Genomic DNA, 22,138 nt, shown 5'->3' with positions numbered 1-22,138 from the left:
CCGCCGTCGTCGTCAGCTGCCGATCTGCGGAGCGAGCAGCACCGGAAGCCGGGTCGTCCGGGGCTTCGCCGGAACCTCGGCCACGGCCCGATGCAACGCCTGTTCCACGCCGTGCACGACGGACAGATGGCGGTCGGCCCGCCCGAACGCCGTGTACACCCACGGCCGGCTGAGGGCCTGCGCGGCATCGCCGGGCAGCACCACGACCACCGCGGGCCACCGGCTCCCCACCGCCTGGTGCGCGGTGAGCGCCCAGCCGTGCCGTACGGACTGCTCCACCCGCTCCTTGGGTACGACGACGTCCTCGCCTTCGCACGACAGGTGCAGCCCCTCGGCATCCGCCTTCACCACGCGGCCCGGCAGCGCACGGCCCGGCACGGGGGAGTAGACGACCCGGTCACCGGGGTCGAAGCCGCCGAAGCGGCCCGGACCCGGATTGAGCCGCTCCTTCAACGCCGCGTTGAGCGCACGCGTGCCGACGGCGCCGCCGTGCCCCGGTGTGATCACCTGCGTCTCCTCGGCCGGTACGCCGATCGCCCGCGGCACCGAGTCCACGACGAGCTGCACCGTCCGGTGCACGGCCTCGCCCGCGTCCCGCACCGGCACGATCACGACCTCCCTGCCGGGGGCCTCGACCTGGTTCAGCTCGCCGATGCCGATACCGGAGACCAGCTCGCCCAGCGGCCCGGGATCCGGCTGCCGCGAGGCGACCTGCGGGCAGATCCGCGCCGCGAGCAGATCCGCGAAGACCCGGCCCGGACCCACGGACCACAGCACCCCCGGATCCCCGGCCAGCACCAGCCGAGCCCCGTCCGGCAGCGACTCCGTCAGCAGCGCGGCCGTCTCGACATCCAGCTGCGGCGCGTCGAGCACGACGAGCAGATCGAGATCCAGCGCCCCGTCGGCATCCCGGCCGGGCCCTTCGGCCCCGGAGAGCAGTCCGGCGACGGTGGCGACGGGGGAGTGCGCGCCAGGGGAGGGAGCGTCGGTGGACTGGGCGCCGGGGGATGGGGTGCCCGACGCGGCCCCGGACCGGCGCAGCAGGGCCGCGAAGCGGGTGCGGCCGATCGGGCTGTGGGTGGCGGCCCAGGCGCGCAGGCCGAGGGTGTGCGCGGCGGTCAGCAGTGCCGCGGGCTCGGTCAGGGAGGCCTCGCCGCCGGTGTGCAGGACCAGTCCGTGAGCGGCGACCGCGCGGAGCAGCTCACCCGTCGAACCCTGGGCCGCGGCGGCGGCCCGCTCCCAGTCCTCGGCCGAACCGTCCTGCTGGGGAACCGAGTTCACCAGCCGGGCCAGGCCGTCGGCCAGGCTCTCCTCCGCGAGCGCGTACCGCTCAAGGCCGACCAGGACACGGACCGGACGCTCCTCATCCTCCTCCGTGCCCTCCTCCTCGGCCCCGGCCGGCGCGCCACCGGTCTCCTCCGGGGCGTCCTGGAAGACCAGCGCGTCGCCCTCCGCGATCGCGTCCTGCACGGCGCTGTCGGGGCCCGGCACGCTCCGCTGGGCCAGGGCCGCGAGGAGCGCCGGCATCTCCAGGGCGGTGTGCCCGGCCAGCGCGGCCTGCTCCAGGAGCCAGACGGTGACGGCCCGGCCCCGCCGCTCGTCGTCCGGACCGCACTCGGCGCCGAGCAGGGCCCGCGCGAACCCGTCGGCCTGCTCGGGCCGCACGCCGGCGACCCGCAGCAACTGCCAGGGATCCGCGCGCAGCAGCTCGTCCGCGCCCTCGCCGAGTGCCGCGGCCACCTGTGGCGCGAGCGCCTCGGGGGCACCGCCCTCGCCGAGCACCTGCCGCACGGCCTGCACGGCCGCCGGCGCGGGAGCCGCCAACGCGGCGACGGCCTCGACCGCCACCGGCTGCGGCCGCCGTACCGGCTCCGGCGCGGAACGCCGGGGGGCGGGCTCGGGCTCCGCGAACACCGCGGCGACCGGCTTCTCGCCGCTCTCCACGGCCCGTACGGCCGCGAGCAGATCGGCGGCCCTGCCGCTCAGCTTGGTGCCGGCCTCGATCGGCGCCTTCTTCTCGGCCTTGCGCTGCTCGATACGCTCCCGCACGGCCCGCTGGGCCCGCAGCTCGGCCTCGGCCTCGGACGCCTCACCGGAAGCGGCTGCGTCCCCTTCGGTTCCCTCGGTCGCGGACGCCGCATCGGAACCGGCTGTGTCCCCCTCGGTCCCACCGCCCTCGGGCACCTCACCGGAACCGGCTGCTCCCCCTCGGTCCCCTCGGTCTCCGCACCACCGGTCGGCATCCCCGGCTCGGCGTCCTCCGTGGTCTCCGGCTCCGTGCTCACAGCGTGCTCCAGTCGTGATCGGGATAGCGGTGCACAGGCGCCGACACGTCGTCGAGCGCCCGGCAGATCTCGTCAGGAAGACTAAGGGTCTCCACTGACAATGCCACCGTGAGCTGCTGCGCGTTGCGCGCGCCGACGATGGGCGCGGCCACCCCCGGCCGGTCGCGGACCCAGGCCAGCGCCACCTGGAGCGGCGTCACCGCGAGACCGTCGGCCGCGGTCGTCACGGCGTCCACGATGCGCCTCGCCGTGTCGTCCAGATACGGCGCGACGAACGGTGCGAGGTGCTCCGAGGCACCGCGCGAGTCCGGCGGCGTCGTGTCGCCCCGGTACTTGCCCGTCAGCACCCCGCGCCCCAGCGGCGAGGACGGCAGCAGCCCGATGCCCAGGTCCAGCGCGGCCGGCAGCACCTCGCGCTCGACGCCCCGCTGGAGCAGCGAGTACTCAAGCTGCGTAGCCGCCAGCCGGGTCCGGGTGCCGGGGGCCGCCAGCTGCCAGGTCGCGGCCTTGGCCAGCTGCCAGCCGCAGAAGTTGGAGACGGCGGCGTAGCGGGCACGGCCGCTGGCGACCGCGAGGTCGAGGGCCTGGAGGGTCTCCTCCAGCGGGGTGTCCGGGTCGAAGGCGTGCACGTGCCACAGGTCGACGTAGTCGGTGCCGAGCCGGGAGAGCGAGGCGTCCAGCGCGGAGAGCAGATGGCCGCGGGAGGTGTCGAAGCGGCGGTCGGGGTCCGGCACGCTGCCGGCCTTGGTCGAGATGACCAGGTCCCGGCGGGGCACCAGGCCCTCCATGAGCTTGCCGAGCAGGTACTCGGCCTCTCCGTCGCCGTACACGTCCGCGGTGTCGACGAGGGTCCCGCCCGCTTCCCAGAACGTCTTCATCAGGTCCGCGGCGTCGTGCTCGTCGGTGTCCCGTCCCCAGGTCAGGGTGCCGAGTCCGATCCGGGACACACGCAGGCCGGTGCGGCCGAGATGCCTCTGCTCCATGAACGCCGAGATTACTGGCCAGAACCTTCCGTGTGGGGGGCTGCGGACAGCCGATTTCCCGAGCCTGGCCGCCAGTCGTCCGGCACCGCTGCCCGTGGCTAGGTCCCCGCCGAGCCGCGCGCTAAGGTCTCCGCACGTGCACGTTACTGATCGGTAAGGGGATTCGGCATGCAGCTCGGTATCAACCTCGGCTACTGGGGTGCCGGAATGGACGCGGACAATCTGGCCGTCGCCCAGGAGGCCGACCGGCTCGGATACGCCGTCTGCTGGGCCGCCGAGGCCTACGGCTCCGACGCCGCCACCGTACTGACCTGGGTCGCCGCCCAGACCGAACGTATCGACGTCGGCTCCGCGATCTTCCAGATCCCGGCCCGCCAGCCCGCGATGACCGCCATGACGGCAGCCACCCTCGACTCCCTCTCCGGCGGCCGCTTCCGTCTCGGCCTCGGCGTCTCCGGCCCGCAGGTCTCCGAAGGCTGGTACGGCGTCAAGTTCGACAAGCCGCTGGCACGCACGCGTGAGTACGTCGAGATCGTCCGCAAGGCCATGACCCGCGAGCGCCTGTCCTACGAGGGCGCGCACTGGACGCTGCCCCTGCCCGGCGGCCCCGGCAAGCCCCTCAAGCTGACCGTGCACCCGCAGCGCGAGCACATTCCGCTGTACGTCGCCGCGATCGGCCCGAAGAACCTGGAGCAGACCGGCGAGATCGCCGACGGCGCTCTGCTGATCTTCCCCTCCGCCGAGCACCTCGAGGACACGACGATCAAGTACCTGCGGGCCGGCCGCGAGAAGGCGGGCAAGACCCTCGACGGCTTCGACGTCTGCCCGACCCTCCCGCTCGCCGTCGGCGACGACAAGGACGTCGCCGCGCTCGCCGACACCTTCCGCCCCTACACCGCGCTGTACGTCGGCGGCATGGGCAGCCCCAAGCAGAACTTCTACAACCAGCTCGCCCAGCGCATGGGCTACGAGAAGGAGGCCGCCGAGATCCAGGGCAAGTACCTGTCCGGCGACAAGCAGGGCGCCGCGGCCGCCGTACCGCACGAGCTGATCGACAAGACCGCGCTGCTGGGTTCCGTCGACCGGATCGCGGACCGGATGAAGGCCTACGCGGAGGCCGGCGTCACCACCCTGAGCCTCGCCCCGGCGGGCTTCACGCTCGACGAGCGGCTCGCGTCCCTCCGCGCCGGCACCGAGGCCCTGGAGCGCGCCGGCCTCGCCTGACACGGCGGAGCCCGGCGGAGTTGTCTGCGGCCGTGGTGGGGGCTCGGGGGTCTTCCCCGCCACGGCCGTCACGCAGAACAACGCCGTGCGCCGCGAGCGGTTACGCCGAAATCTCCCTCGCCTCGGGGACACCACCGCCCGCGGCCATGCCGGGCTCCCGTGTCCTCCGTTCGGCGGAGTTGTCCGACGTACCTGTTGCCACACCTGCCGCCCCGCACTTGACTCGTTCTCTGCGGAATCACGCAGCACGCGCACGTGCGCGGGAGAGGTGCTCTCACGATGCTTTCGGCCAAGAGTGTGTTCCAGGAGATCCTCGCCAACGACGAGTCCTTCGCCCTGTTCTGCTCCATCGCGGCGAGCGGTGAGTCCCAGGGCGGCTGGGAGAACGCCCGTATCGCCGCGCTCGTCCCCGAAAGCGAGCGGGAACTCGCCCCCAAGATCACCCGGCACGGTGCCGACGAGGACAAGCACGGCCGGATCTTCAACGCCCTGATGAAGAAGCGCGGCCTCGACCCCGTCCAGGTCCCGCCCGAAACCGACTACACCATGCTCCTGGAGAAGAACGGCATCGGCCTCGCGCACGAGCAGCTCGGGCGCGACGAGCCGCTCACGGTCCAGGACATCGTCATGTACCTCTCGCACAGCAGGGTCACCGAACAGCGCGCCTCCGAGCAGATGGAACTACTCCGCAAGCACTTCGCCGACGACCCCGACATCGGCCGCGCGGTCAGGCAGATCTCCAACGACGAGGACAACCACCTCGCCTACTGCCACGAGGAACTGCTGCGCTTCGCCCACGCCGGCCACGGCCGGGCCATCCGGGGGACCCTGCGGGCGTGCGCGCTCGCCGAGATCCGCGTCTACCGGGACGTCAGCCTCGCGGTCATGGCGCACATGGGCCGCATCCTCGGCTGGTCCAAGGCCAAGTCGGCGGTGCTCGCGGCGGGCATCCACGCGATGTACGCGTACGAGCGGCTGGGCGGCTGGCGCCGGATGGTGTCGCTGAAGATGCCCGAGCGCCGCGACGCCCTCGGCGGACCCGCCTCCGCGGCACCCGAGTTCGCCTGAGTCGGCCCGGTCTACAACCAGCCCCGGCGCTTGAACAGCCGGAACACCAGCACCTCGAGAACGGCCATCACCGCGATCAGCACCGGATAGGACCACTCCCAGCGCAGCTCGGGCATGTGCTCGAAGTTCATGCCGTAGATCCCCGCGATCATCGTGGGGATCGCGGCCATGGCGGCCCACGCGGAGATCTTCCGCATGTCGTCGTTCTGCCGGACGCTCATCTGCGCCAGGTGCGCGGAGAGGATGTCCGACACCAGCCGGTCGAGGTTCTCCACGGACTCGTTCACGCGCGTGAGGTGGTCGCTGACGTCGCGGAAGAACGGCCGGGCCCGGTCGTCCACGAACGGCACCGCCACGCCGGACGGCGCCGTGCCCGCCAGCCGGCTCATCGGCAGGGCCAGCGGCCCGGTCGCCCGGCGGAACTCCAGAACCTGCCGTTTGAAGTTGTAGATCCGGGACGCGGTGTGCCGCGAGCCCCCGCCGTCCGGTGAGAAGACCTCCGCCTCCAGCCCCTCCAGGTCGGCCTGGAGCTCGGTCGCGACGTCCAGATAATGATCGACGGCGGCGTCGGCGACCGCGTAGAGCACGGCGGTGGGGCCGTTGCCCAGCAGGTCCGGCTCGTGCTCCAGCCGGTGCCGTACGGCCTTGAGCGGGGCTGCCTCGCCGTGCCGGACGGTCACGGCGAACGAGTCGCCCAGGAAGACCATGATCTCGCCGGCGGAGACGGTGTCGCTCTCCGGCTCGTACGCCACCGGCTTGAGCACCACGAACAGCGAGTCGTCGTACACCTCCAGTTTGGGCCGCTGGTGGGCCTTGAGGGCGTCCTCGACGGCCAGTGGATGCAGCCCGAACTCCTGGGTCACCAGGTCGAATTCGCGCTCTGTCGGCTCGTGCAGCCCGATCCACACGAAACCGCCCGCCGCACGGGCCTCACTCAGGGCGTCGGAGAAGTCCTCCGGCCCTTCCGACCGGTGTCCGTCGCGGTAGATGGCACAGTCGACGATCACGAAGAGAGTCTCCCGTCATTCGAAGGACACCGTACGCGCGCGTGCGCCTACGCTGGACCGCATGCCCACGTTGATCCTGGTCCGGCATGGACGTTCCACCGCCAACACCGAGGGAGTGCTCGCCGGCTGGACGCCCGGTGTCGCCCTCGACGAACGCGGCGCGGCGCAGGCCGCCGCGCTGCCCGGGCGGCTCGCCGAACTGCCGCTCGCCGAGATCGTCACCAGCCCGCTCCAGCGCTGCCAGGAGACGATCCGGCCTCTCCTCCAGACCCGGCCGGAACTCACCCCGCACACCGACGAGCGCATCGGCGAGTGCCACTACGGCGACTGGTCGGGGCGCAAGCTCGACGAGCTCAAGGACCAGCCCCTGATGGAGGTGGTGCAGGCGCACCCGTCCGCGGCGGCGTTCCCCGGCGGGGAGTCGATGCGCGCCATGCAGACACGCGCCGCCGAGGCCGTACGCGAGTGGAACGCGCGCGTGGAGCGCGACCACGGCGCCGACGCCGTCTACCTCATGTGCTCGCACGGCGACATCATCAAGTCGCTCGTCGCGGACGCACTCGGACTTCATCTGGACCTCTTCCAGCGGATTTCCGTGGAACCGTGTTCCATCACCGCGATCCGCTACACACGACTGCGACCGTTTCTCGTCCGCCTCGGCGACACGGGGGACTTCACGTCCCTGGTGCCGCGCGAGGAACCGCCGGGCGACGAGGCCCCCGTCGGAGGTGGTGCGGGCGCACCGTGATCGTCGGCCGCAGTAGGGTGAAGCGGTCGCAGCAGTGCCGTGGTCACACGGTTCCCACGATTCCAATGGAGACAGGACGTGTCCCGTCAGGTGTTCCTCTACGACCATCCGGAGCGTTTCGTGGCCGGTACGGTCGGACTGCCCGGGCGCCGTTCGTTCTTCCTCCAGGCCTCCGCCGGCTCCCGGGTGACCAGCGTGGCCCTGGAGAAGACCCAGGTCGCCGCGCTCGCCGAACGCATGGACGAGCTGCTCGACGAGGTCGTACGCCGTAGCGGAGGCAGCGCCGCCGTCCCCGCCGTCGTCCCGTCGGAGATCACCGACACCGCTCCGCTGGACACCCCCATCGAGGAGGAGTTCCGGGTCGGCACCATGGCGCTCGCCTGGGACGGCGAGGAGCAGCTGATGATCGTCGAGGCGCAGGCGCTCGTCGAGCTCGACGCCGACTCCGAGGAGGACCTCGCCGAGGCCGAGGAGCGGCTGCTCCAGGACGAGGAGAACGGGCCCCCGATGCTGCGGGTCCGGCTCACCGGCGCACAGGCCAGGGCCTTCGCCAAGCGCGCCCTCGACATCGTCAACGCCGGGCGGCCGCCGTGCCCGCTGTGCAGCCTCCCGCTCGACCCGGAAGGACACGTATGTCCGCGCCAGAACGGATACCGCCGCGGAGCGTGACACCTCCTCCTGACGCCGCCGGACTGCTCGCCCGGGGCGAACTCACCGTGCGCGGACGCATCCGTGAGGCGTCCAACGCGGCCCTGTACTGCACGGTGTCCCACGACGGCCGGGACGCGGCCTGTGTCTACAAGCCGGTCGCCGGGGAGCGGCCCCTGTGGGACTTCCCCGACGGGACGCTCGCCCAGCGCGAGGTCGCCGCGTACGAGGTGTCCGAGGCGACCGGCTGGGGCCTCGTCCCGCCCACCGTGCTGCGGGACGGCCCCTACGGCGAGGGCATGTGCCAGCTGTGGGTCGAGGCGGTGCCCGAGGCCGAGCTGCTCGCGCTGGTCGACGGGGAGGAACCGGAGCCGGGCTGGAAGGCGATCGGCTTCGCCGAGGTCGGCGAGGGCCGCACCGCGCTCCTCGTGCACGCGGACGACGAGCGGCTGCGGCGGCTCGCGGTGCTGGACGCCGTGCTCAACAACGCCGACCGCAAGGGCGGGCACCTGCTGCCGACCGGCGAGGGACGGCTGTACGGGATCGACCACGGGGTCACCTTCAACGTCGAGAACAAGTTGCGGACCCTGCTGTGGGGGTGGGCGGGGGAGCCCCTCACACGGGAGGCCGTCGACGTCCTCGAAGGCCTCAGGAAGGACCTGGCGGAGGACGGTCCCCTCACCGCCCGGCTCCAGCCGCTGATCACCGGCGCGGAGATCGACGCCACGCGCGCGCGGGTCGGCGCGTTGCTCGCCTCGGGAAAGCATCCGGAGCCGAGCGGGGAGTGGCCGGCGATTCCCTGGCCGCCGGTGTAGCGGCACATAGGCCGAACTCTCGCAAGAGCGCCTTCTCGGCCGTCCGGCCCGCTCCCATTCGTATATGGAACTTCAGTCCGGTTAGGCTCATGACATGCATGCCTGGCCCGCTTCCGAGGTCCCCGCCCTGCCTGGTCAGGGCCGCGACCTGAGGATCCACGACACCGCGACCGGCGGTCTGGTCACCCTCGACCCCGGTCCCGTCGCCCGTATCTACGTCTGTGGCATCACCCCGTACGACGCCACGCACATAGGACACGCGGCGACCTACAACGCGTTCGACCTCGTGCAGCGCGTGTGGCTCGACACCAAGCGGCAGGTTCACTACGTCCAGAACGTCACCGACGTCGACGACCCCCTCCTGGAGCGGGCCCAGCGCGACGGCCTCGACTGGGCAGCCCTCGCCGAGAAGGAGACGGCCCTCTTCCGTGAGGACATGACGGCCCTGCGGATGCTGCCGCCGCGGCAGTACATAGGCGCCGTCGAGGCGATACCCGGGATCGTCCCGCTCGTCGAGCGGCTGCGGGACATGGGCGCGGCGTACGAACTCGAAGGCGACGTCTACTTTTCGGTTGAGTCCGACCCGCACTTCGGCAAGGTCTCCGGGCTGGATGCCGCGGCGATGCGGCTGCTGTCCGCCGAGCGCGGCGGCGACCCGGACCGGCCGGGCAAGAAGAACCCGCTCGACCCGATGCTGTGGATGGCGGCCCGGGAGGGCGAGCCCAGCTGGGACGGCGCCTCGCTCGGGCGCGGACGGCCCGGCTGGCACATCGAGTGCGTGGCCATCGCCCTCGACCACCTCGGCATGGGCTTCGACATCCAGGGCGGCGGCTCCGACCTGGCCTTCCCGCACCACGAGATGGGCGCCTCGCACGCCCAGGCCCTCACCGGCGAGTTCCCCATGGCCAAGGCGTACGTGCACGCCGGCATGGTCGCCCTCGACGGCGAGAAGATGTCCAAGTCCAAGGGCAACCTGGTCTTCGTCTCCAAGCTCCGGCGCGACGGCGTCGACCCGGCCGCCATCCGGCTCGCGCTGCTCGCCCACCACTACCGCGCCGACTGGGAGTGGACCGACCAGGTCCTCCGGGACGCCGTCGCCCGGCTCGGGCGCTGGCGGGCCGCCGTGTCCCGGCCCGACGGGCCGCCGGCGGAGGCGCTCGTGCAGGAGATCCGCGAGGCCCTCGCCGACGACCTGGACGCCCCGGCCGCACTCATCGCGGTCGACCGCTGGACCGCGCGGCAGGAGCAGAGCGGCGGAACGGACGAGGGCGCCCCCGGGGTGGTCTCCCGGGCGGTGGACGCGCTGCTCGGCGTCGCGCTGTAGCCGTACCGCACGCGAAGGGGCGCATCCCGGGCCGGGAGGCGCCCCTTCTGCTGTGCTCAGTCCTCCGGCGACTCCTCGTCGTCCGTGCCCGCCTTGGGCGGCTTCGGCGGGCGGGTACGGCCGCTGGGGTTGTCCCGCAGGTACGACGTGCTGTCGCTGCCGTCCGCCGTGGCGTGGCCGCCGGAGGCGGTCGGTCCGCCGCCGTCCCGGCGGCGCAGATAGCGCTCGAACTCGCGGGCGATCGCCTCACCCGACGCCTCCGGCAGCTCGGCCGTGTCCCGGGCCTCCTCCAGTGACTGGACGTACTCGGCGACCTCGCTGTCCTCGGCGGCCAGCTGGTCCACGCCGACCTGCCAGGCGCGCGCGTCCTCGGGCAGCTCGCCCAGCGGGATGCGCACGTCGATCAGGTCCTCCAACCGGTTCAGGAGGGCCAGCGTGGCCTTCGGGTTCGGCGGCTGCGACACGTAGTGCGGCACCGCCGCCCACAGTGAGACGGCCTGGCACGCCCGCGTGAGTGCAGGCTTCCTGGAGGACGCCGACGATGCCCGTGGGGCCCTCGTACTTGGTCTCCTCCAGGTCCATGCGGCGGGCCAGGTCCGGGTCGGACGTCGTCCCGCTGATCGGAACCGGACGGGTGTGCGGGGTGTCGCCGAGCAGGGCGCCCAGGACGACCACCAGTTCCACGCCCAGTTCGTGCGCGAAGCCGAGCAGTTCGTTGCAGAACGACCGCCACCGCATGGACGGTTCGATACCCCGGACGAGGACCAGGTCGCGTGGCTTGTCCCCGCCGACCCGGACCACCGACAACCTTGTCGTCGGCCACGTGATCTTGCGGACGCCGGCCTCCATGAACACCGTGGGGCGGTTCACCTGGAAGTCGTAGTAGTCCTCGGCGTCGAGCGCCGCGAAGACCTCGCCCTTCCACTCCCTGTCCAGATGCGCGACCGCGGTGGAGGCGGCGTCGCCGGCATCGTTCCAGCCTTCGAACGCGGCCACCATGACCGGGTCGATCAGCTCGGGAACCCCCTCGAGCTCGATCACCCAGCGCCTCCTTCCGACGTGCCCTCGCGTACCCCCCAACCTTACGGCGTGCCAAGGGGGCGCCCGCAGCCCCCTTGCAGGGGGAGTGACCCCATCACTGCCCCGCGATCCACCCCTGAACACCCCGGATTCATCCGAGCTGTCCGTGAGGCCCTGGTCACAGTGTGGAGCGCAGCCACTGCTCCACGCTCGCGATGTGCACCGTCGCCCAGGATCGCGCCGCCTCGGCGTCCCGGTCCCGCAGGGCCGCGAGGATCGCCCGGTGCTCGCGCAGGGTGCGGCCGACCGCGTCCTCCTGGGTCAGGCCGCGCCAGATCCGGGCCCGGGTGGTGGGGCCCGACAGCCCGTCGAGGAGCGAGCACAGCACGGAGTTGCCCGAGCTGCGCACGATGCCCTGGTGGAACTCCAGATCGCAGGCGACCAGGTCCTCGACGGACGGGTCGTCGCCGAGCTTGTCCAGCTGTGCCGTGAGCGCGTCGAGCTGCTGTTCGCTGATCCGCAGGGCCGCCATGGCCGTCGCCGCCGGCTCCAGGATGCGGCGTACGGCCAGGAACTCCAGGACCGTGTCGTCGCGGTGGAAGTCCACGACGAAGCTCAGCGCCTCCAGCAGGAGTTGCGGGTCGAGGCTGGTGACGTACGTGCCGTCGCCCTGCCGGACGTCCAGGATCCGGATGAGGGACAGCGCGCGTACGGCCTCCCGCAGGGAGTTGCGGGACAGGCCGAGGTCGGCGGCGAGTTCGCTCTCCTTGGGCAGCCGGTCACCCGGCCGCAGCGCGCCGGAGACGATCATGCCCTTGATCTTCTCGATCGCCTCGTCGGTGACTGCCATGGCCGGCCTCCCTGTCGTTCAAGACCTCCGACGTATCAGGTCATTATGGGGGTCGGGAACGGGGCCGGGAACGCGGAAGGGGCGGCTCCGTCGGCGTGGAGCCGCCCCTCCCTGCAACGTGGTCCCCGGGCAACGGGATCCCCCGAATCGTGCCTACTTCTTGTCGAGCAGGTCCTGGACCTTGGCGCGGACATCGTCCGTGGCCAGGCCGCGGATCGTCAGCGTCGTGCGGCGGCGCAGCACGTCGTCCTGCGTCTCGGCCCACTCGTGGTCCCGGGCCCAGACGACCTGCGCCCAGATCTCCGGGGCGTCGGGGTGGACCCGCTCGGCGAGCTCGGGGTTCTCGTTGGCCAGGCGGGCGATGTCGAAGGCGAGCGAGCCGTAGTGCGTGGCCAGGTGCCTGGCGGTGTCGGCCGCCATGCGCGGGCCGGGCGCCGGGCGGTCGGTCAGCAGCCGGTGGGCGACGGCGCGCGGGTTGGCGATCCCGGGCAGCGGAAGCTTCTTCGGCAGCGAGCTGATGGGCTCGAAGTCGTCGCCCAGGGGATGGCCCGGCAGCGATTCCAGCTTCTTCATGATCGTCCGGCCGATGTGGCGGAAGGTGGTCCACTTGCCGCCCGCGACGGACAGCATGCCGCCCCTGCCCTCGGTCACCACCGTCTCGCGCTTGGCCTTCGCGGTGTCGCCGGGGCCGCCCGGCAGCACGCGCAGACCGGCGAAGGCGTAGGTGATCAGGTCGCGGCTCAACTGCTGGTCGCGGACCGAGAAGGCGGCCTCGTCGAGGATCTGGGATATGTCCTTCTCGGTGACCGCGACGTCCGCCGGGTCGCCCTCGAACGCCTCGTCGGTGGTGCCGAGCAGCAGCATGTCCTCCCAGGGGAGGGCGAAGGTGATGCGGTACTTGTCGATCGGGGTGGCGAGAGCGGCCTTCCAGGGGGAGGTGCGCTTCAGGACCAGGTGGGCGCCCTTGGACAGGCGGATGGACGGCGCCGCGTTCGGGTCCTCCATCTTCCGCAGGTGGTCGACCCACGGGCCGGTCGCGTTGAGCACCAGCCGGGCGCTGACGCCGAACTCGTCGCCGGACAGCCGGTCCTTCAGCTCGGCGCCCGTGACGCGGCCCTGGGTGAAGCGCAGGCCCGTCACCTCGGCGTGGTTGAGGACGACCGCGCCGGCCTCGACGGCCCCGCGGACCGTCATCAGGGCCATGCGCGCGTCGTTCATCTGGTCGTCGCCGTACACGGCCACGGCCTTGAGGTTCTCGGTGCGCAGCTCGGGCACGTCCTGCGCGGCCTTGGCCGGCGAGAGCAGGTGCCCGACGCCGTCACCGAAGGCCGACAGCGCGGAGTAGGCGAAGACGCCCGCCCCGAGCTTCGCCGCGCCGTGCGGCCCGCCCTTGTACACGGGGAGGTAGAACGTGAGCGGGTTCGCCAGGTGGGGAGCCACCTGCCGGGAGACCGCACGGCGCTCGAAGTGGTTCTCCGCCACCAGCTTCACGGCGCCGGTCTGGAGGTAACGCAGACCTCCGTGGAGCAGCTTGGACGAGGCGGAGGAGGTGGCACCGGCGAAGTCGCCGGCGTCGACCAGAGCCACCCTGAGGCCGGACTGCGCGGCGTGCCAGGCGGTGGAGATGCCCAGGATGCCGCCGCCGATCACGAGAAGGTCGTACGACGCCTTGGCGAGCTGCTCCCTGGTCTCGGCTCGGCTCGGGTTCGAGCCGGAGGACGGGCGCGTCCCCAGGGCAGGCACGGACTTCAGGGTGGACTGAGTGGTCATGCTGTTTCTTACTCCTCGTCCTCGAGCCAGCCCATGGTCCGCTCGACGGCCTTGAGCCAGTTCTTGTACTCACGGGCGCGGGTCTCCGCGTCCATGCGGGGGGTCCACTCGGCGGCCCGGCGCCAGTTGGCGCGCAGGTCGTCGGTGCTGTTCCAGAAGCCGACGGCGAGGCCGGCGGCGTAGGCGGCGCCGAGGCAGGTGGTCTCGGCGACCATCGGGCGCACCACGGGGGCGTCCACGAAGTCGGCGAGGGTCTGCATCAGCAGGTTGTTGGAGGTCATGCCGCCGTCGACCTTCAGGGCGGCCAGCTCGACGCCGGAGTCCTTCGTCATGGCGTCGGCGATCTCGCGGGTCTGCCAGGCGGTGGCCTCCAGGACGGCACGCGCCAGGTGGGCCTTGGTGACGTACCGGGTCAGGCCGGCGATCACACCGCGGGCGTCGGAGCGCCAGTACGGGGCGAACAGGCCGGAGAAGGCCGGCACGAAGTAGGCACCGCCGTTGTCCTCCACCGACAGCGCGAGCGTCTCGATCTCGGCGGCCGTGGAGATCAGGCCCATCTGGTCGCGCATCCACTGCACCAGCGAACCGGTGACGGCGATCGAGCCCTCCAGGGCGTAGACCGTGTCCTGGTCGCCGATCTTGTAGCCGACGGTGGTCAGCAGCCCGCTGTACGAGTTGATGATCTTGTCACCGGTGTTCATCACCATGAAGGTGCCGGTGCCGTAGGTCGACTTGGTCTCGCCCTCGGCGAAACAGGTCTGGCCGAACAGGGCCGCCTGCTGGTCGCCGAGCGCGGAGGCGACCGGGATGCCGCCGAGCAGGTCGCCCAGCTTGCCGCCGGTGATCTCGCCGTAGACCTCGGCGGAGGAGCGGATCTCGGGCAGGATCTGCTTCGGGACGCCGATCGACTCGCAGATCTTGTCGTCCCACTGCATGGTGTGCAGGTTCATGAGCATCGTGCGGGAGGCGTTGGTGACGTCCGTGACGTGCTTGCCGCCGTCGACACCGCCGGTCAGGTTCCAGATGACCCAGCTGTCCATGGTGCCGAAGAGGATGTCGCCCGCCTCGGCGCGCTCCTTCAGCCCGTCGACGTTGTCGAGCAGCCAGCGGGCCTTCGGACCGGCGAAGTAGGAGGCGAGGGGGAGGCCCGTCTCGCGTCGGAAGCGGTCCTGGCCGACGTTGCGGCCGAGCTCGCGGCACAGGGCGTCGGTGCGGGTGTCCTGCCAGACGATGGCGTTGTGGACGGGCTCACCGGTGTTCCTGTCCCACAGCACGGTGGTCTCGCGCTGGTTGGTGATGCCGATGGCCTTGATGTCGTCACGGGTGATGCCGGCCTTCTCTATGGCGCCGGCGACGACCTCCTGGACGTTGGTCCAGATCTCGGTGGCGTCGTGCTCGACCCAGCCCGGCTTGGGGAAAATCTGCTCGTGTTCCTTCTGGTCGACGGACACGATCCGGCCGTCGCGGTCGAAGACGATGCAGCGGGAAGAGGTGGTGCCCTGGTCGATGGCGGCGATGAACGGGCCGGCGGTGTGCGCGTCGGTCACTGTGTGCTCCTGGAGATTCCGTGTTTATGGGGCTTTACGTACGGCGCGTGCCGAGAGTTTCGCAAAGGACGCGAGGATCGCTCCTAGGCGAACGCGACGTTGTAGATGCCTGCCGCGATGGCGCCGCCGATCAGCGGACCGGCCACCGGGACCCAGGCGTAGCCCCAGTCGGAGCCGCCCTTGTTGGGCAGGGGCAGCAGGGCGTGCACGATACGCGGACCGAGGTCACGGGCCGGGTTGATCGCGTAGCCCGTCGGGCCGCCGAGGGACAGGCCGATGGACACCACCACGAGCGCGGTGATCAGCGCGCCCAGCGTGCCCAGGCCGTTGCCCTTGTCGTTCAAACCCTGGGTGAGCACGGCGAGCACCAGCACGACGGTGCCGATGATCTCCGTGGCGACGTTCTGCCAGGCGACCCGGACCTCGGGCCCGGTGGAGAAGACGCCCAGCACGGGGCCGGCGCCCTTCTCCTGGGCCTCGACGGCCTTGGCCGTGGTGGTCTGCGCGCCCGGACCGCCGACGATCTCCCGGTCGGTGAGGTGGGCGTGGAACTGGCCGTAGTAGGCGATCCAGACCAGGGCGGCACCGATCATGGCGCCGAGGATCTGTCCGGCCCAGTAGACCGGGACGTTCTTCCAGTCGCCGTCCTTGATCGCGATCGCCAGGGTCACGGCCGGGTTCAGATGGGCGCCGGACAGCGGCGCCGCGGTGTAGACCGCGGTGAGCACCGCGAAGCCCCACCCGAAGGTGATGGCGAGCCAGCCGGCGTTGCGGGCCTTGGATGCCTTCAGCGTGACGGCGGCGCAGACTCCGCCGCCGAGGAGGATGAGTATGGCGGTACCGATGGTCTCGCCGATGAAGATGTCGGAGCTGGACACCCGCGACTCCTTTGTCCTTCGTCCAGGGGTGAAGTTCTCTACCGGCCTGGCGTTGTCACACTCTAGCGCGTATTGCCGGTAGCTGTTCGACAATGTCGACCGATGGACGGGAGTCTTGCTTCGGCGTTACGAGCACGTCAAGGGCTGTGTTGTCGAAAACACGATCGTTACTGATCGCCGCGGCCTCGTGGACCTCCGACGGCCGGCGAGCGCGGGCATGCCGAGGGCCGGAACGCCCTGCGGCGCCCCGTCCCGTCGTGTCCCGTCAGAACCGCCCGGCGCCCAGGTCCCGCGACACCGCGCGGGCGCAGTCCCGGACCGCCGCGATCAGCTCGGGGCGCAGCGTTCGCTCTTCGTCGGACCGGCACAACCGCTCCACGGCGCCGGTGATGCCGACCGCGCCGACCGGCATGCGCCGCCGGTCGTGGATGGGGGCGGCGAGGGAGGCCACGCCCTCCCAGGTCTCCTCGACGTCCGCCGCGTAACCGCGCGCGCGGGTGAGGTCGAGGATGTGCTCGAAGGCCTCCGGCTCGCACACGGTCCGGTCGGTGAACGCCTTGCGGTCGGCCTCCAGGGCCTCGCTGTGCGCCACCGGATCGTAGGCGGAGAGCACCTTGCCCAGCGCCGTGGAGTGCAGCGGCTGCATGGCCCCGATCTCCAGGACCTGCCGGCTGTCGTCGGGCCGGAAGACGTGGTGCACGATCAGTACGCCCTGCTGGTGCAGGACGCCCAGGTAGACGCTCTCGCCGCTGGAGCGGGCCAGGTCGTCGGTCCACACCAGGGCGCGCGCCCGCAACTCGTGGACGTCGAGGTAGGTGGTGCCCAGGCGCAGCAGCTCAGCGCCGAGCTGGTAGCGCCCGGAGGTGTCGTCCTGCTCCACGAAGCCCTCCTGCTGGAGGGTGCGCAGTATGCCGTGGGCGGTGCCCTTGGCCAGGCCCAGTGACGAGGCGATGTCCGACAGGCCGAGCCGCCGCTCGCCGCCCGCGAGCAGCCGCAGCATCGCGGCCGCCCGTTCGAGCGACTGGATGTTCCGTGCCATCGCCGTACTGCCTCCGTCCCCTTCGACCGCCGACCCGCGGCGCCCGCAGCCCTTGTTCGGCAATGTCGAACACTACCGGTCGATGCCGACCTCTCGCTAATGGCGGGTCGCCCATTGTTGCGTCGGCAGGTCGTCCTGTGGTGCACCGGTGCCGCGCCGTGGTGCGTCACAGGTGGCTCTGCGGTGACACGAGGGCCGTCCGGGGCGCCATGCGCGTCCGCCCCGTGGACGCCCTGCCCATCCCGGCCCGCTCCCGGTTAGGCTGGCGCCGTGCGCCTTTCCCCGGATGCCCTCCGCGTGTCCGGGCAGCCGCATAGCCGACAGCCGTCGCACTCGAGGGAGCCCTTTACATGGCCTCGTTGCCACCGACCCCTTCCGCAGACAGCCGGACCCGTGTGTCCGCCCTCCGAGAGGCCCTGGCCACCCGTGTGGTCGTGGCCGACGGGGCCATGGGCACCATGCTCCAGGCACAGGACCCGACGCTCGAGGACTTCGAGAATCTCGAAGGCTGTAACGAGATCCTCAACGTGACCCGGCCGGACATCGTCCGGTCCGTCCACGACGCGTACTTCGCGGTCGGCGTCGACTGCGTCGAGACCAACACCTTCGGCGCCAACCACACGGCCGCGGTGGAGTACGAGATCTCCGACCGGGTGCACGAGCTGTCCGAGGCGGGTGCCCGGATCGCCCGCGAGGCGGCCGACGAGTACGCCGCCGCAGACGGCCGGCCGCGCTGGGTGCTCGGCTCGATCGGCCCGGGCACCAAGCTGCCCACGCTCGGCCACGTCAGCTACGGCACCATCCGCGACGGCTACCAGGCCAACGCCGAGGGTCTGCTCGCCGGCGGCGCGGACGCGCTGCTGGTGGAGACCACGCAGGACCTGCTCCAGACCAAGGCGTCCATCCTGGGCGCCCGCCGGGCCATGGAGGCCACCGGCGTCGAGGTGCCCCTGCTGTGCTCGATGGCCTTCGAGACCACCGGCACCATGCTGCTCGGCTCCGAGATCGGCGCGGCACTGACCGCGCTGGAGCCCCTCGGTATCGACATGATCGGCCTGAACTGCTCCACCGGCCCGGCCGAGATGAGCGAGCACCTGCGCTATCTGACGCGACACTCGCGCATCCCGCTGCTGTGCATGCCGAACGCCGGCCTGCCGATCCTCACCAAGGACGGCGCCCACTTCCCGCTCGACCCCGAGGGCCTGGCCGACGCCCAGCAGAACTTCGTCCGCGACTACGGCCTCTCCCTGGTCGGCGGCTGCTGCGGCACGACCCCCGAGCACCTGCGCCAGCTCGTCGAGCGCGTCCGGGACGTCACCCCGACCGAGCGCTCCCCGCAGCCCGAGCCGGGCGCGGCGTCGCTGTACCAGTCGGTGCCGTTCCGGCAGGACACCTCCTACCTGGCGATCGGCGAGCGGACGAACGCCAACGGCTCGAAGAAGTTCCGCGAGGCCATGCTGGACGGCCGCTGGGACGACTGCGTGGAGATGGCCCGCGAGCAGATCCGCGAGGGCGCGCACATGCTCGACCTGTGCGTGGACTACGTCGGCCGCGACGGCGTCGCCGACATGGAGGAGCTGGCCGGCCGCTTCGCCACCGCCTCCACGCTGCCGATCGTGCTGGACTCCACGGAGGTCGACGTGATCCGGGCGGGGCTGGAGAAGCTCGGCGGCCGCGCGGTGATCAACTCGGTGAACTACGAGGACGGCGACGGCCCCGAGTCCCGCTTCGCCAAGGTCACCCAGCTCGCCAGGGAGCACGGCGCCGCCCTCATCGCGCTCACCATCGACGAGGAGGGCCAGGCCCGCACCGCCGAGAAGAAGGTCGAGATCGCCGAACGGCTCATCGACGACCTGACCGGCAACTGGGGCATCCACGAGGAGGACATCCTCGTCGACTGCCTGACCTTCACCATCTGCACCGGCCAGGAGGAGTCCCGCAAGGACGGCATCGCCACCATCGAGGGCATCCGCGAGCTGAAGCGGCGCCACCCGAAGGTGCAGACCACCCTCGGCCTGTCCAACATCTCCTTCGGCCTCAACCCGGCCGCCCGCATCCTGCTCAACTCCGTCTTCCTCGACGAGTGCGTCAAGGCGGGCCTGGACTCGGCGATCGTGCACGCCAGCAAGATCCTGCCGATCGCCCGCTTCAGCGAGGAGGAGGTCCAGACCGCCCTGGACCTCATCTACGACCGGCGCGCCGAGGGTTACGACCCGCTCCAGAAGCTCATGCAGCTGTTCGAGGGCGCCACGGCCAAGTCCCTCAAGGCCGGCAAGGCCGAGGAACTGGCCGCCCTGCCGCTGGACGAGCGCCTGAAGCGGCGCATCATCGACGGCGAGCGCAACGGCCTCGAAGCCGACCTGGACGAGGCCCTCCAGCAGCGGCCCGCGCTCGACATCGTCAACGAGACCCTGCTGGAGGGCATGAAGGTCGTCGGCGAGCTGTTCGGCTCCGGCCAGATGCAGCTGCCGTTCGTCCTCCAGTCCGCCGAGGTGATGAAGACGGCCGTCGCCCACCTCGAACCGCACATGGAGAAGACCGACGAGGCCGGCAAGGGCACCATCGTGCTGGCCACCGTGCGCGGCGATGTGCATGACATCGGCAAGAACCTCGTCGACATCATCCTGACCAACAACGGCTACAACGTCGTCAACCTGGGCATCAAGCAACCGGTCTCCGCGATCCTGGACGCCGCCGAGGAGCACAAGGCCGACGTCATCGGCATGTCCGGTCTCCTGGTCAAGTCCACCGTGATCATGAAGGAGAACCTGGAGGAGCTGAACACCCGCGGCCTCGCCGCCCGCTTCCCGGTCATCCTCGGCGGCGCCGCCCTCACCCGCGCCTACGTCGAGCAGGACCTGCACGAGCTCTACGAGGGCGAGGTCCGCTACGCCCGCGACGCCTTCGAGGGCCTGCGCCTGATGGACGCCCTGATCGGCGTCAAGCGCGGCGTGCCCGGCGCGAAGCTCCCCGAGCTGAAGCAGCGCCGGGTCCGGGCCACCGCCCCGGCCGCCGCGGAGGAGCGCCCCGAGGAGGGGCACGTCCGCTCCGACGTGGCCACCGACAACCCGGTCCCCGAGCCGCCCTTCCGCGGCACCCGGGTGATCAAGGGCATCCAGCTCAAGGAGTACGCGAGCTGGCTCGACGAGGGCGCCCTCTTCAAGGGCCAGTGGGGCCTGAAGCAGGCCCGCACCGGCGAGGGCCCGTCGTACGAGGAACTGGTCGAGACCGAGGGCCGGCCCCGGCTGCGCGGGCTGCTGGACAAGCTCCAGACGGAGAACCTGCTGGAGGCGGCCGTGGTCTACGGCTACTTCCCGTGCGTCTCCAAGGACGACGACCTGATCATCCTGGACGAGCAGGGCAACGAGCGCACCCGCTTCACCTTCCCGCGCCAGCGCCGCGGCCGGCGCCTGTGCCTGGCCGACTTCTTCCGCCCGGAGGAGTCCGGCGAGATCGATGTCGTCGGCCTCCAGGTCGTCACCGTCGGCTCGCGCATCGGCGAGGAGACCGCACGTCTGTTCGAGGCCAACGCCTACCGCGACTACCTCGAACTGCATGGCTTGTCCGTGCAGTTGGCCGAGGCGCTCGCCGAGTACTGGCACGCGCGCGTGCGTTCCGAACTCGGCTTCGCGGGCGAGGACCCGGACGAGATGCAGGGCATGTTCGAGCTGAAGTACCGCGGCGCCCGCTTCTCCCTCGGCTACGGCGCCTGCCCCAACCTGGAGGACCGCGCGAAGATCGCCGACCTGCTCCAGCCGGAGCGCATCGGCGTCCACCTGTCCGAGGAGTTCCAGCTGCACCCCGAGCAGTCCACGGACGCCATCGTGATCCACCACCCGGAGGCGAAGTACTTCAACGCCCGCTGAGCGGCCCCACCGGGCACACGAGGGCACACGACACACCGCCCCCGGCGTGTCCACTGTGTGCCCGGGGGCACAGCGGTTAAACGAGGCACTTCGTCCGCACACGACGTAGACTGGTCGGTCCACTGCAGGCCGGTTCCCACGTGGGAACCGGCCTGATCGTCCCTCAAGGAGGTAGGTGGATGACCAGTACGGTCCCCGCGCTCGGTACACGTACGGCCGAAGGCTCGGCCCTACAGGCCGTGCTCCTCGACATGGACGGCACCCTGGTGGACACGGAGGGCTTCTGGTGGGACGTCGAGGTCGACGTCTTCGCCTCCCTCGGCCACATGCTCGACGAGTCCTGGCGGCATGTCGTGGTCGGCGGCCCCATGACCCGCAGCGCGGGGTTCCTGATCGAGGCCACCGGTGCCGACATCACCCTCGGCGAGCTCACGGTGCTCCTGAACGACGGCTTCGAGGACCGCATCAGCCGCGCCCTGCCGCTGATGCCCGGCGCCGGGCGGCTGCTGGCCGAGCTGTACGAGTACGAGATCCCCACGGCCCTGGTCTCCGCCTCGCACCGGCGCATCATCGACCGGGTGCTGACCTCGCTGGGCGCGCACCACTTCAGCCTCACGGTGGCCGGTGACGAGGTCCCGCGCACCAAGCCCCACCCCGACCCGTACCTGGCGGCCGCCGCCGGACTCGGTGTCGATCCCGCCCGGTGCGCCGTCATCGAGGACACCGCGACCGGAGTCGCCGCCGCCGAGGCCGCGGGCTGCCAGGTCGTGGCGGTGCCCTCCGTGGCCCCCATCGCCCCGGCCCTGAGGCGTACGGTCGTCAGCTCTCTCGAAGAGGTCGACCTGACATTTCTGCACGGTCTGATGACGGAAATGCGCTAGGTGTTCACCCAGCGTGCAGAGGCGTTTGGAGGGTAATTCCGAAGGTGAATTCGAGCCCCTCCGGATGGCCGAATTCCCGTGCGCTCGAACCTGTTTACGAGTGTGACGTTCCCCACGCATCCAGGGGTCGACAGCGGCGTCGGCGTGTGCCGCGCACCCTCTTCGGGGGGTTGCCGACGTGCCCT

General features: G+C 71.2%; 16 protein-coding genes and 1 pseudogene. 8 read left to right on the top strand and 9 right to left on the bottom strand.

Features of this window, described 5'->3' with window-relative positions:
• Positions 1-12 precede the first annotated feature (12 nt).
• Together V8690_RS07920 and V8690_RS07915 are read right to left on the bottom strand one after the other, a co-directional pair.
• Entirely contained in the window at positions 13-2,184 is a 2,172-nt protein-coding gene (locus V8690_RS07920) for a helix-hairpin-helix domain-containing protein (RefSeq protein ID WP_338776827.1), read from the bottom strand.
• A 97-nt stretch (positions 2,185-2,281) separates the two neighbouring features.
• Entirely contained in the window at positions 2,282-3,268 is a 987-nt protein-coding gene (locus V8690_RS07915; protein ID WP_338776826.1) for an aldo/keto reductase, read from the bottom strand.
• 168 nt (positions 3,269-3,436) lie between these two features.
• Here V8690_RS07915 and V8690_RS07910 point away from each other — a divergent pair, with 168 nt between their 5' ends.
• Positions 3,437-4,492 carry an LLM class F420-dependent oxidoreductase gene (locus tag V8690_RS07910; RefSeq protein ID WP_338776823.1) on the top strand — a complete coding sequence of 352 codons (1,056 nt, stop codon included), beginning with the start codon at positions 3,437-3,439 and terminating at the stop codon, positions 4,490-4,492.
• A gap of 279 nt (positions 4,493-4,771) precedes the next feature.
• Positions 4,772-5,560: a ferritin-like domain-containing protein gene (locus tag V8690_RS07905; protein WP_338776821.1), complete on the top strand. Its 789-nt coding sequence runs from the start codon at positions 4,772-4,774 to the stop codon at positions 5,558-5,560.
• An 11-nt stretch (positions 5,561-5,571) separates the two neighbouring features.
• Here the strand turns inward: V8690_RS07905 and corA are convergent, their stop codons facing one another.
• Positions 5,572-6,567: a magnesium/cobalt transporter CorA gene (gene corA, locus V8690_RS07900; RefSeq protein ID WP_338776819.1), complete on the bottom strand. Its 996-nt coding sequence runs from the start codon at positions 6,565-6,567 to the stop codon at positions 5,572-5,574.
• Positions 6,568-6,628: 61 nt separating this feature from the next.
• Here corA and V8690_RS07895 point away from each other — a divergent pair, with 61 nt between their 5' ends.
• The 4 genes from V8690_RS07895 (at position 6,629) to mshC (ending at position 10,102) form a co-directional block, all read left to right on the top strand.
• Positions 6,629-7,315: a histidine phosphatase family protein gene (locus tag V8690_RS07895; RefSeq protein WP_338776817.1), complete on the top strand. Its 687-nt coding sequence runs from the start codon at positions 6,629-6,631 to the stop codon at positions 7,313-7,315.
• A gap of 78 nt (positions 7,316-7,393) precedes the next feature.
• The gene (locus V8690_RS07890; protein WP_338776816.1) at positions 7,394-7,984 is read left to right on the top strand and encodes a DUF3090 domain-containing protein; all 591 of its coding nucleotides are present in this window, start codon (positions 7,394-7,396) and stop codon (positions 7,982-7,984) included.
• Complete coding sequence (locus V8690_RS07885; RefSeq protein ID WP_338776814.1) at positions 7,948-8,778, top strand: SCO1664 family protein; 831 nt, start codon at positions 7,948-7,950, stop codon at positions 8,776-8,778. Before V8690_RS07890 ends, V8690_RS07885 begins: the two co-directional genes overlap by 37 nt.
• Before the next feature lie 94 nt (positions 8,779-8,872).
• The gene (gene mshC / locus V8690_RS07880; RefSeq protein ID WP_338776812.1) at positions 8,873-10,102 is read left to right on the top strand and encodes a cysteine--1-D-myo-inosityl 2-amino-2-deoxy-alpha-D-glucopyranoside ligase; all 1,230 of its coding nucleotides are present in this window, start codon (positions 8,873-8,875) and stop codon (positions 10,100-10,102) included.
• A 56-nt stretch (positions 10,103-10,158) separates the two neighbouring features.
• On the opposite strand, the pseudogene V8690_RS07875 reads toward mshC, so the two are convergent.
• The 6 genes and pseudogenes from V8690_RS07875 to V8690_RS07850 form a co-directional block, all read right to left on the bottom strand.
• A pseudogene (locus tag V8690_RS07875) lies at positions 10,159-11,143 on the bottom strand (PAC2 family protein).
• 157 nt (positions 11,144-11,300) lie between these two features.
• A complete protein-coding gene (locus V8690_RS07870; protein WP_338776811.1) occupies positions 11,301-11,972 on the bottom strand; it encodes a FadR/GntR family transcriptional regulator in 672 nt (223 codons plus the stop codon).
• Between the two features lie 153 nt (positions 11,973-12,125).
• Positions 12,126-13,742, bottom strand: coding sequence for a glycerol-3-phosphate dehydrogenase/oxidase (locus V8690_RS07865; protein ID WP_338776809.1), 1,617 nt, complete (start codon positions 13,740-13,742; stop codon positions 12,126-12,128).
• Between the two features lie 8 nt (positions 13,743-13,750).
• Positions 13,751-15,289 (bottom strand): glycerol kinase GlpK, encoded by a 1,539-nt coding sequence (glpK, locus tag V8690_RS07860; protein ID WP_338776807.1) that lies wholly within the window; start codon positions 15,287-15,289, stop codon positions 13,751-13,753.
• Positions 15,290-15,372: 83 nt separating this feature from the next.
• Positions 15,373-16,167, bottom strand: coding sequence for an MIP/aquaporin family protein (locus tag V8690_RS07855; protein WP_338776806.1), 795 nt, complete (start codon positions 16,165-16,167; stop codon positions 15,373-15,375).
• Between the two features lie 265 nt (positions 16,168-16,432).
• A complete protein-coding gene (locus V8690_RS07850; protein ID WP_338776804.1) occupies positions 16,433-17,206 on the bottom strand; it encodes an IclR family transcriptional regulator in 774 nt (257 codons plus the stop codon).
• 350 nt (positions 17,207-17,556) lie between these two features.
• On the opposite strand from V8690_RS07850, the gene metH reads away from it, so the two are divergent.
• A complete protein-coding gene (metH, locus tag V8690_RS07845) occupies positions 17,557-21,072 on the top strand; it encodes a methionine synthase (protein WP_338776803.1) in 3,516 nt (1,171 codons plus the stop codon).
• Positions 21,073-21,251: 179 nt separating this feature from the next.
• Positions 21,252-21,953, top strand: coding sequence for an HAD family phosphatase (locus V8690_RS07840; RefSeq protein WP_338776801.1), 702 nt, complete (start codon positions 21,252-21,254; stop codon positions 21,951-21,953).
• The last annotated feature ends 185 nt before the right edge of the window (positions 21,954-22,138 follow it).

This window comes from Streptomyces sp. DG1A-41 (genome assembly GCF_037055355.1).
GTDB lineage: Bacteria > Actinomycetota > Actinomycetes > Streptomycetales > Streptomycetaceae > Streptomyces.
The sequence above is the reverse complement of the archived record's forward strand: the minus strand, read 5'-3'. Positions and strand labels throughout refer to the sequence as shown.

Coding starts and splice junctions, on each gene's coding strand:
- V8690_RS07895 (WP_338776817.1), top strand. CDS start 6,629: ATGCCCACGTTGATCCTGGTCCGGCATGGACGTTCCACCGCCAACACC.
- V8690_RS07915 (WP_338776826.1), bottom strand. CDS start 3,268: ATGGAGCAGAGGCATCTCGGCCGCACCGGCCTGCGTGTGTCCCGGATC.
- V8690_RS07885 (WP_338776814.1), top strand. CDS start 7,948: ATGTCCGCGCCAGAACGGATACCGCCGCGGAGCGTGACACCTCCTCCT.
- V8690_RS07840 (WP_338776801.1), top strand. CDS start 21,252: ATGACCAGTACGGTCCCCGCGCTCGGTACACGTACGGCCGAAGGCTCG.
- V8690_RS07850 (WP_338776804.1), bottom strand. CDS start 17,206: ATGGCACGGAACATCCAGTCGCTCGAACGGGCGGCCGCGATGCTGCGG.
- mshC (WP_338776812.1), top strand. CDS start 8,873: ATGCATGCCTGGCCCGCTTCCGAGGTCCCCGCCCTGCCTGGTCAGGGC.
- metH (WP_338776803.1), top strand. CDS start 17,557: ATGGCCTCGTTGCCACCGACCCCTTCCGCAGACAGCCGGACCCGTGTG.
- V8690_RS07865 (WP_338776809.1), bottom strand. CDS start 13,742: ATGACCACTCAGTCCACCCTGAAGTCCGTGCCTGCCCTGGGGACGCGC.
- V8690_RS07910 (WP_338776823.1), top strand. CDS start 3,437: ATGCAGCTCGGTATCAACCTCGGCTACTGGGGTGCCGGAATGGACGCG.
- V8690_RS07870 (WP_338776811.1), bottom strand. CDS start 11,972: ATGGCAGTCACCGACGAGGCGATCGAGAAGATCAAGGGCATGATCGTC.
- V8690_RS07905 (WP_338776821.1), top strand. CDS start 4,772: ATGCTTTCGGCCAAGAGTGTGTTCCAGGAGATCCTCGCCAACGACGAG.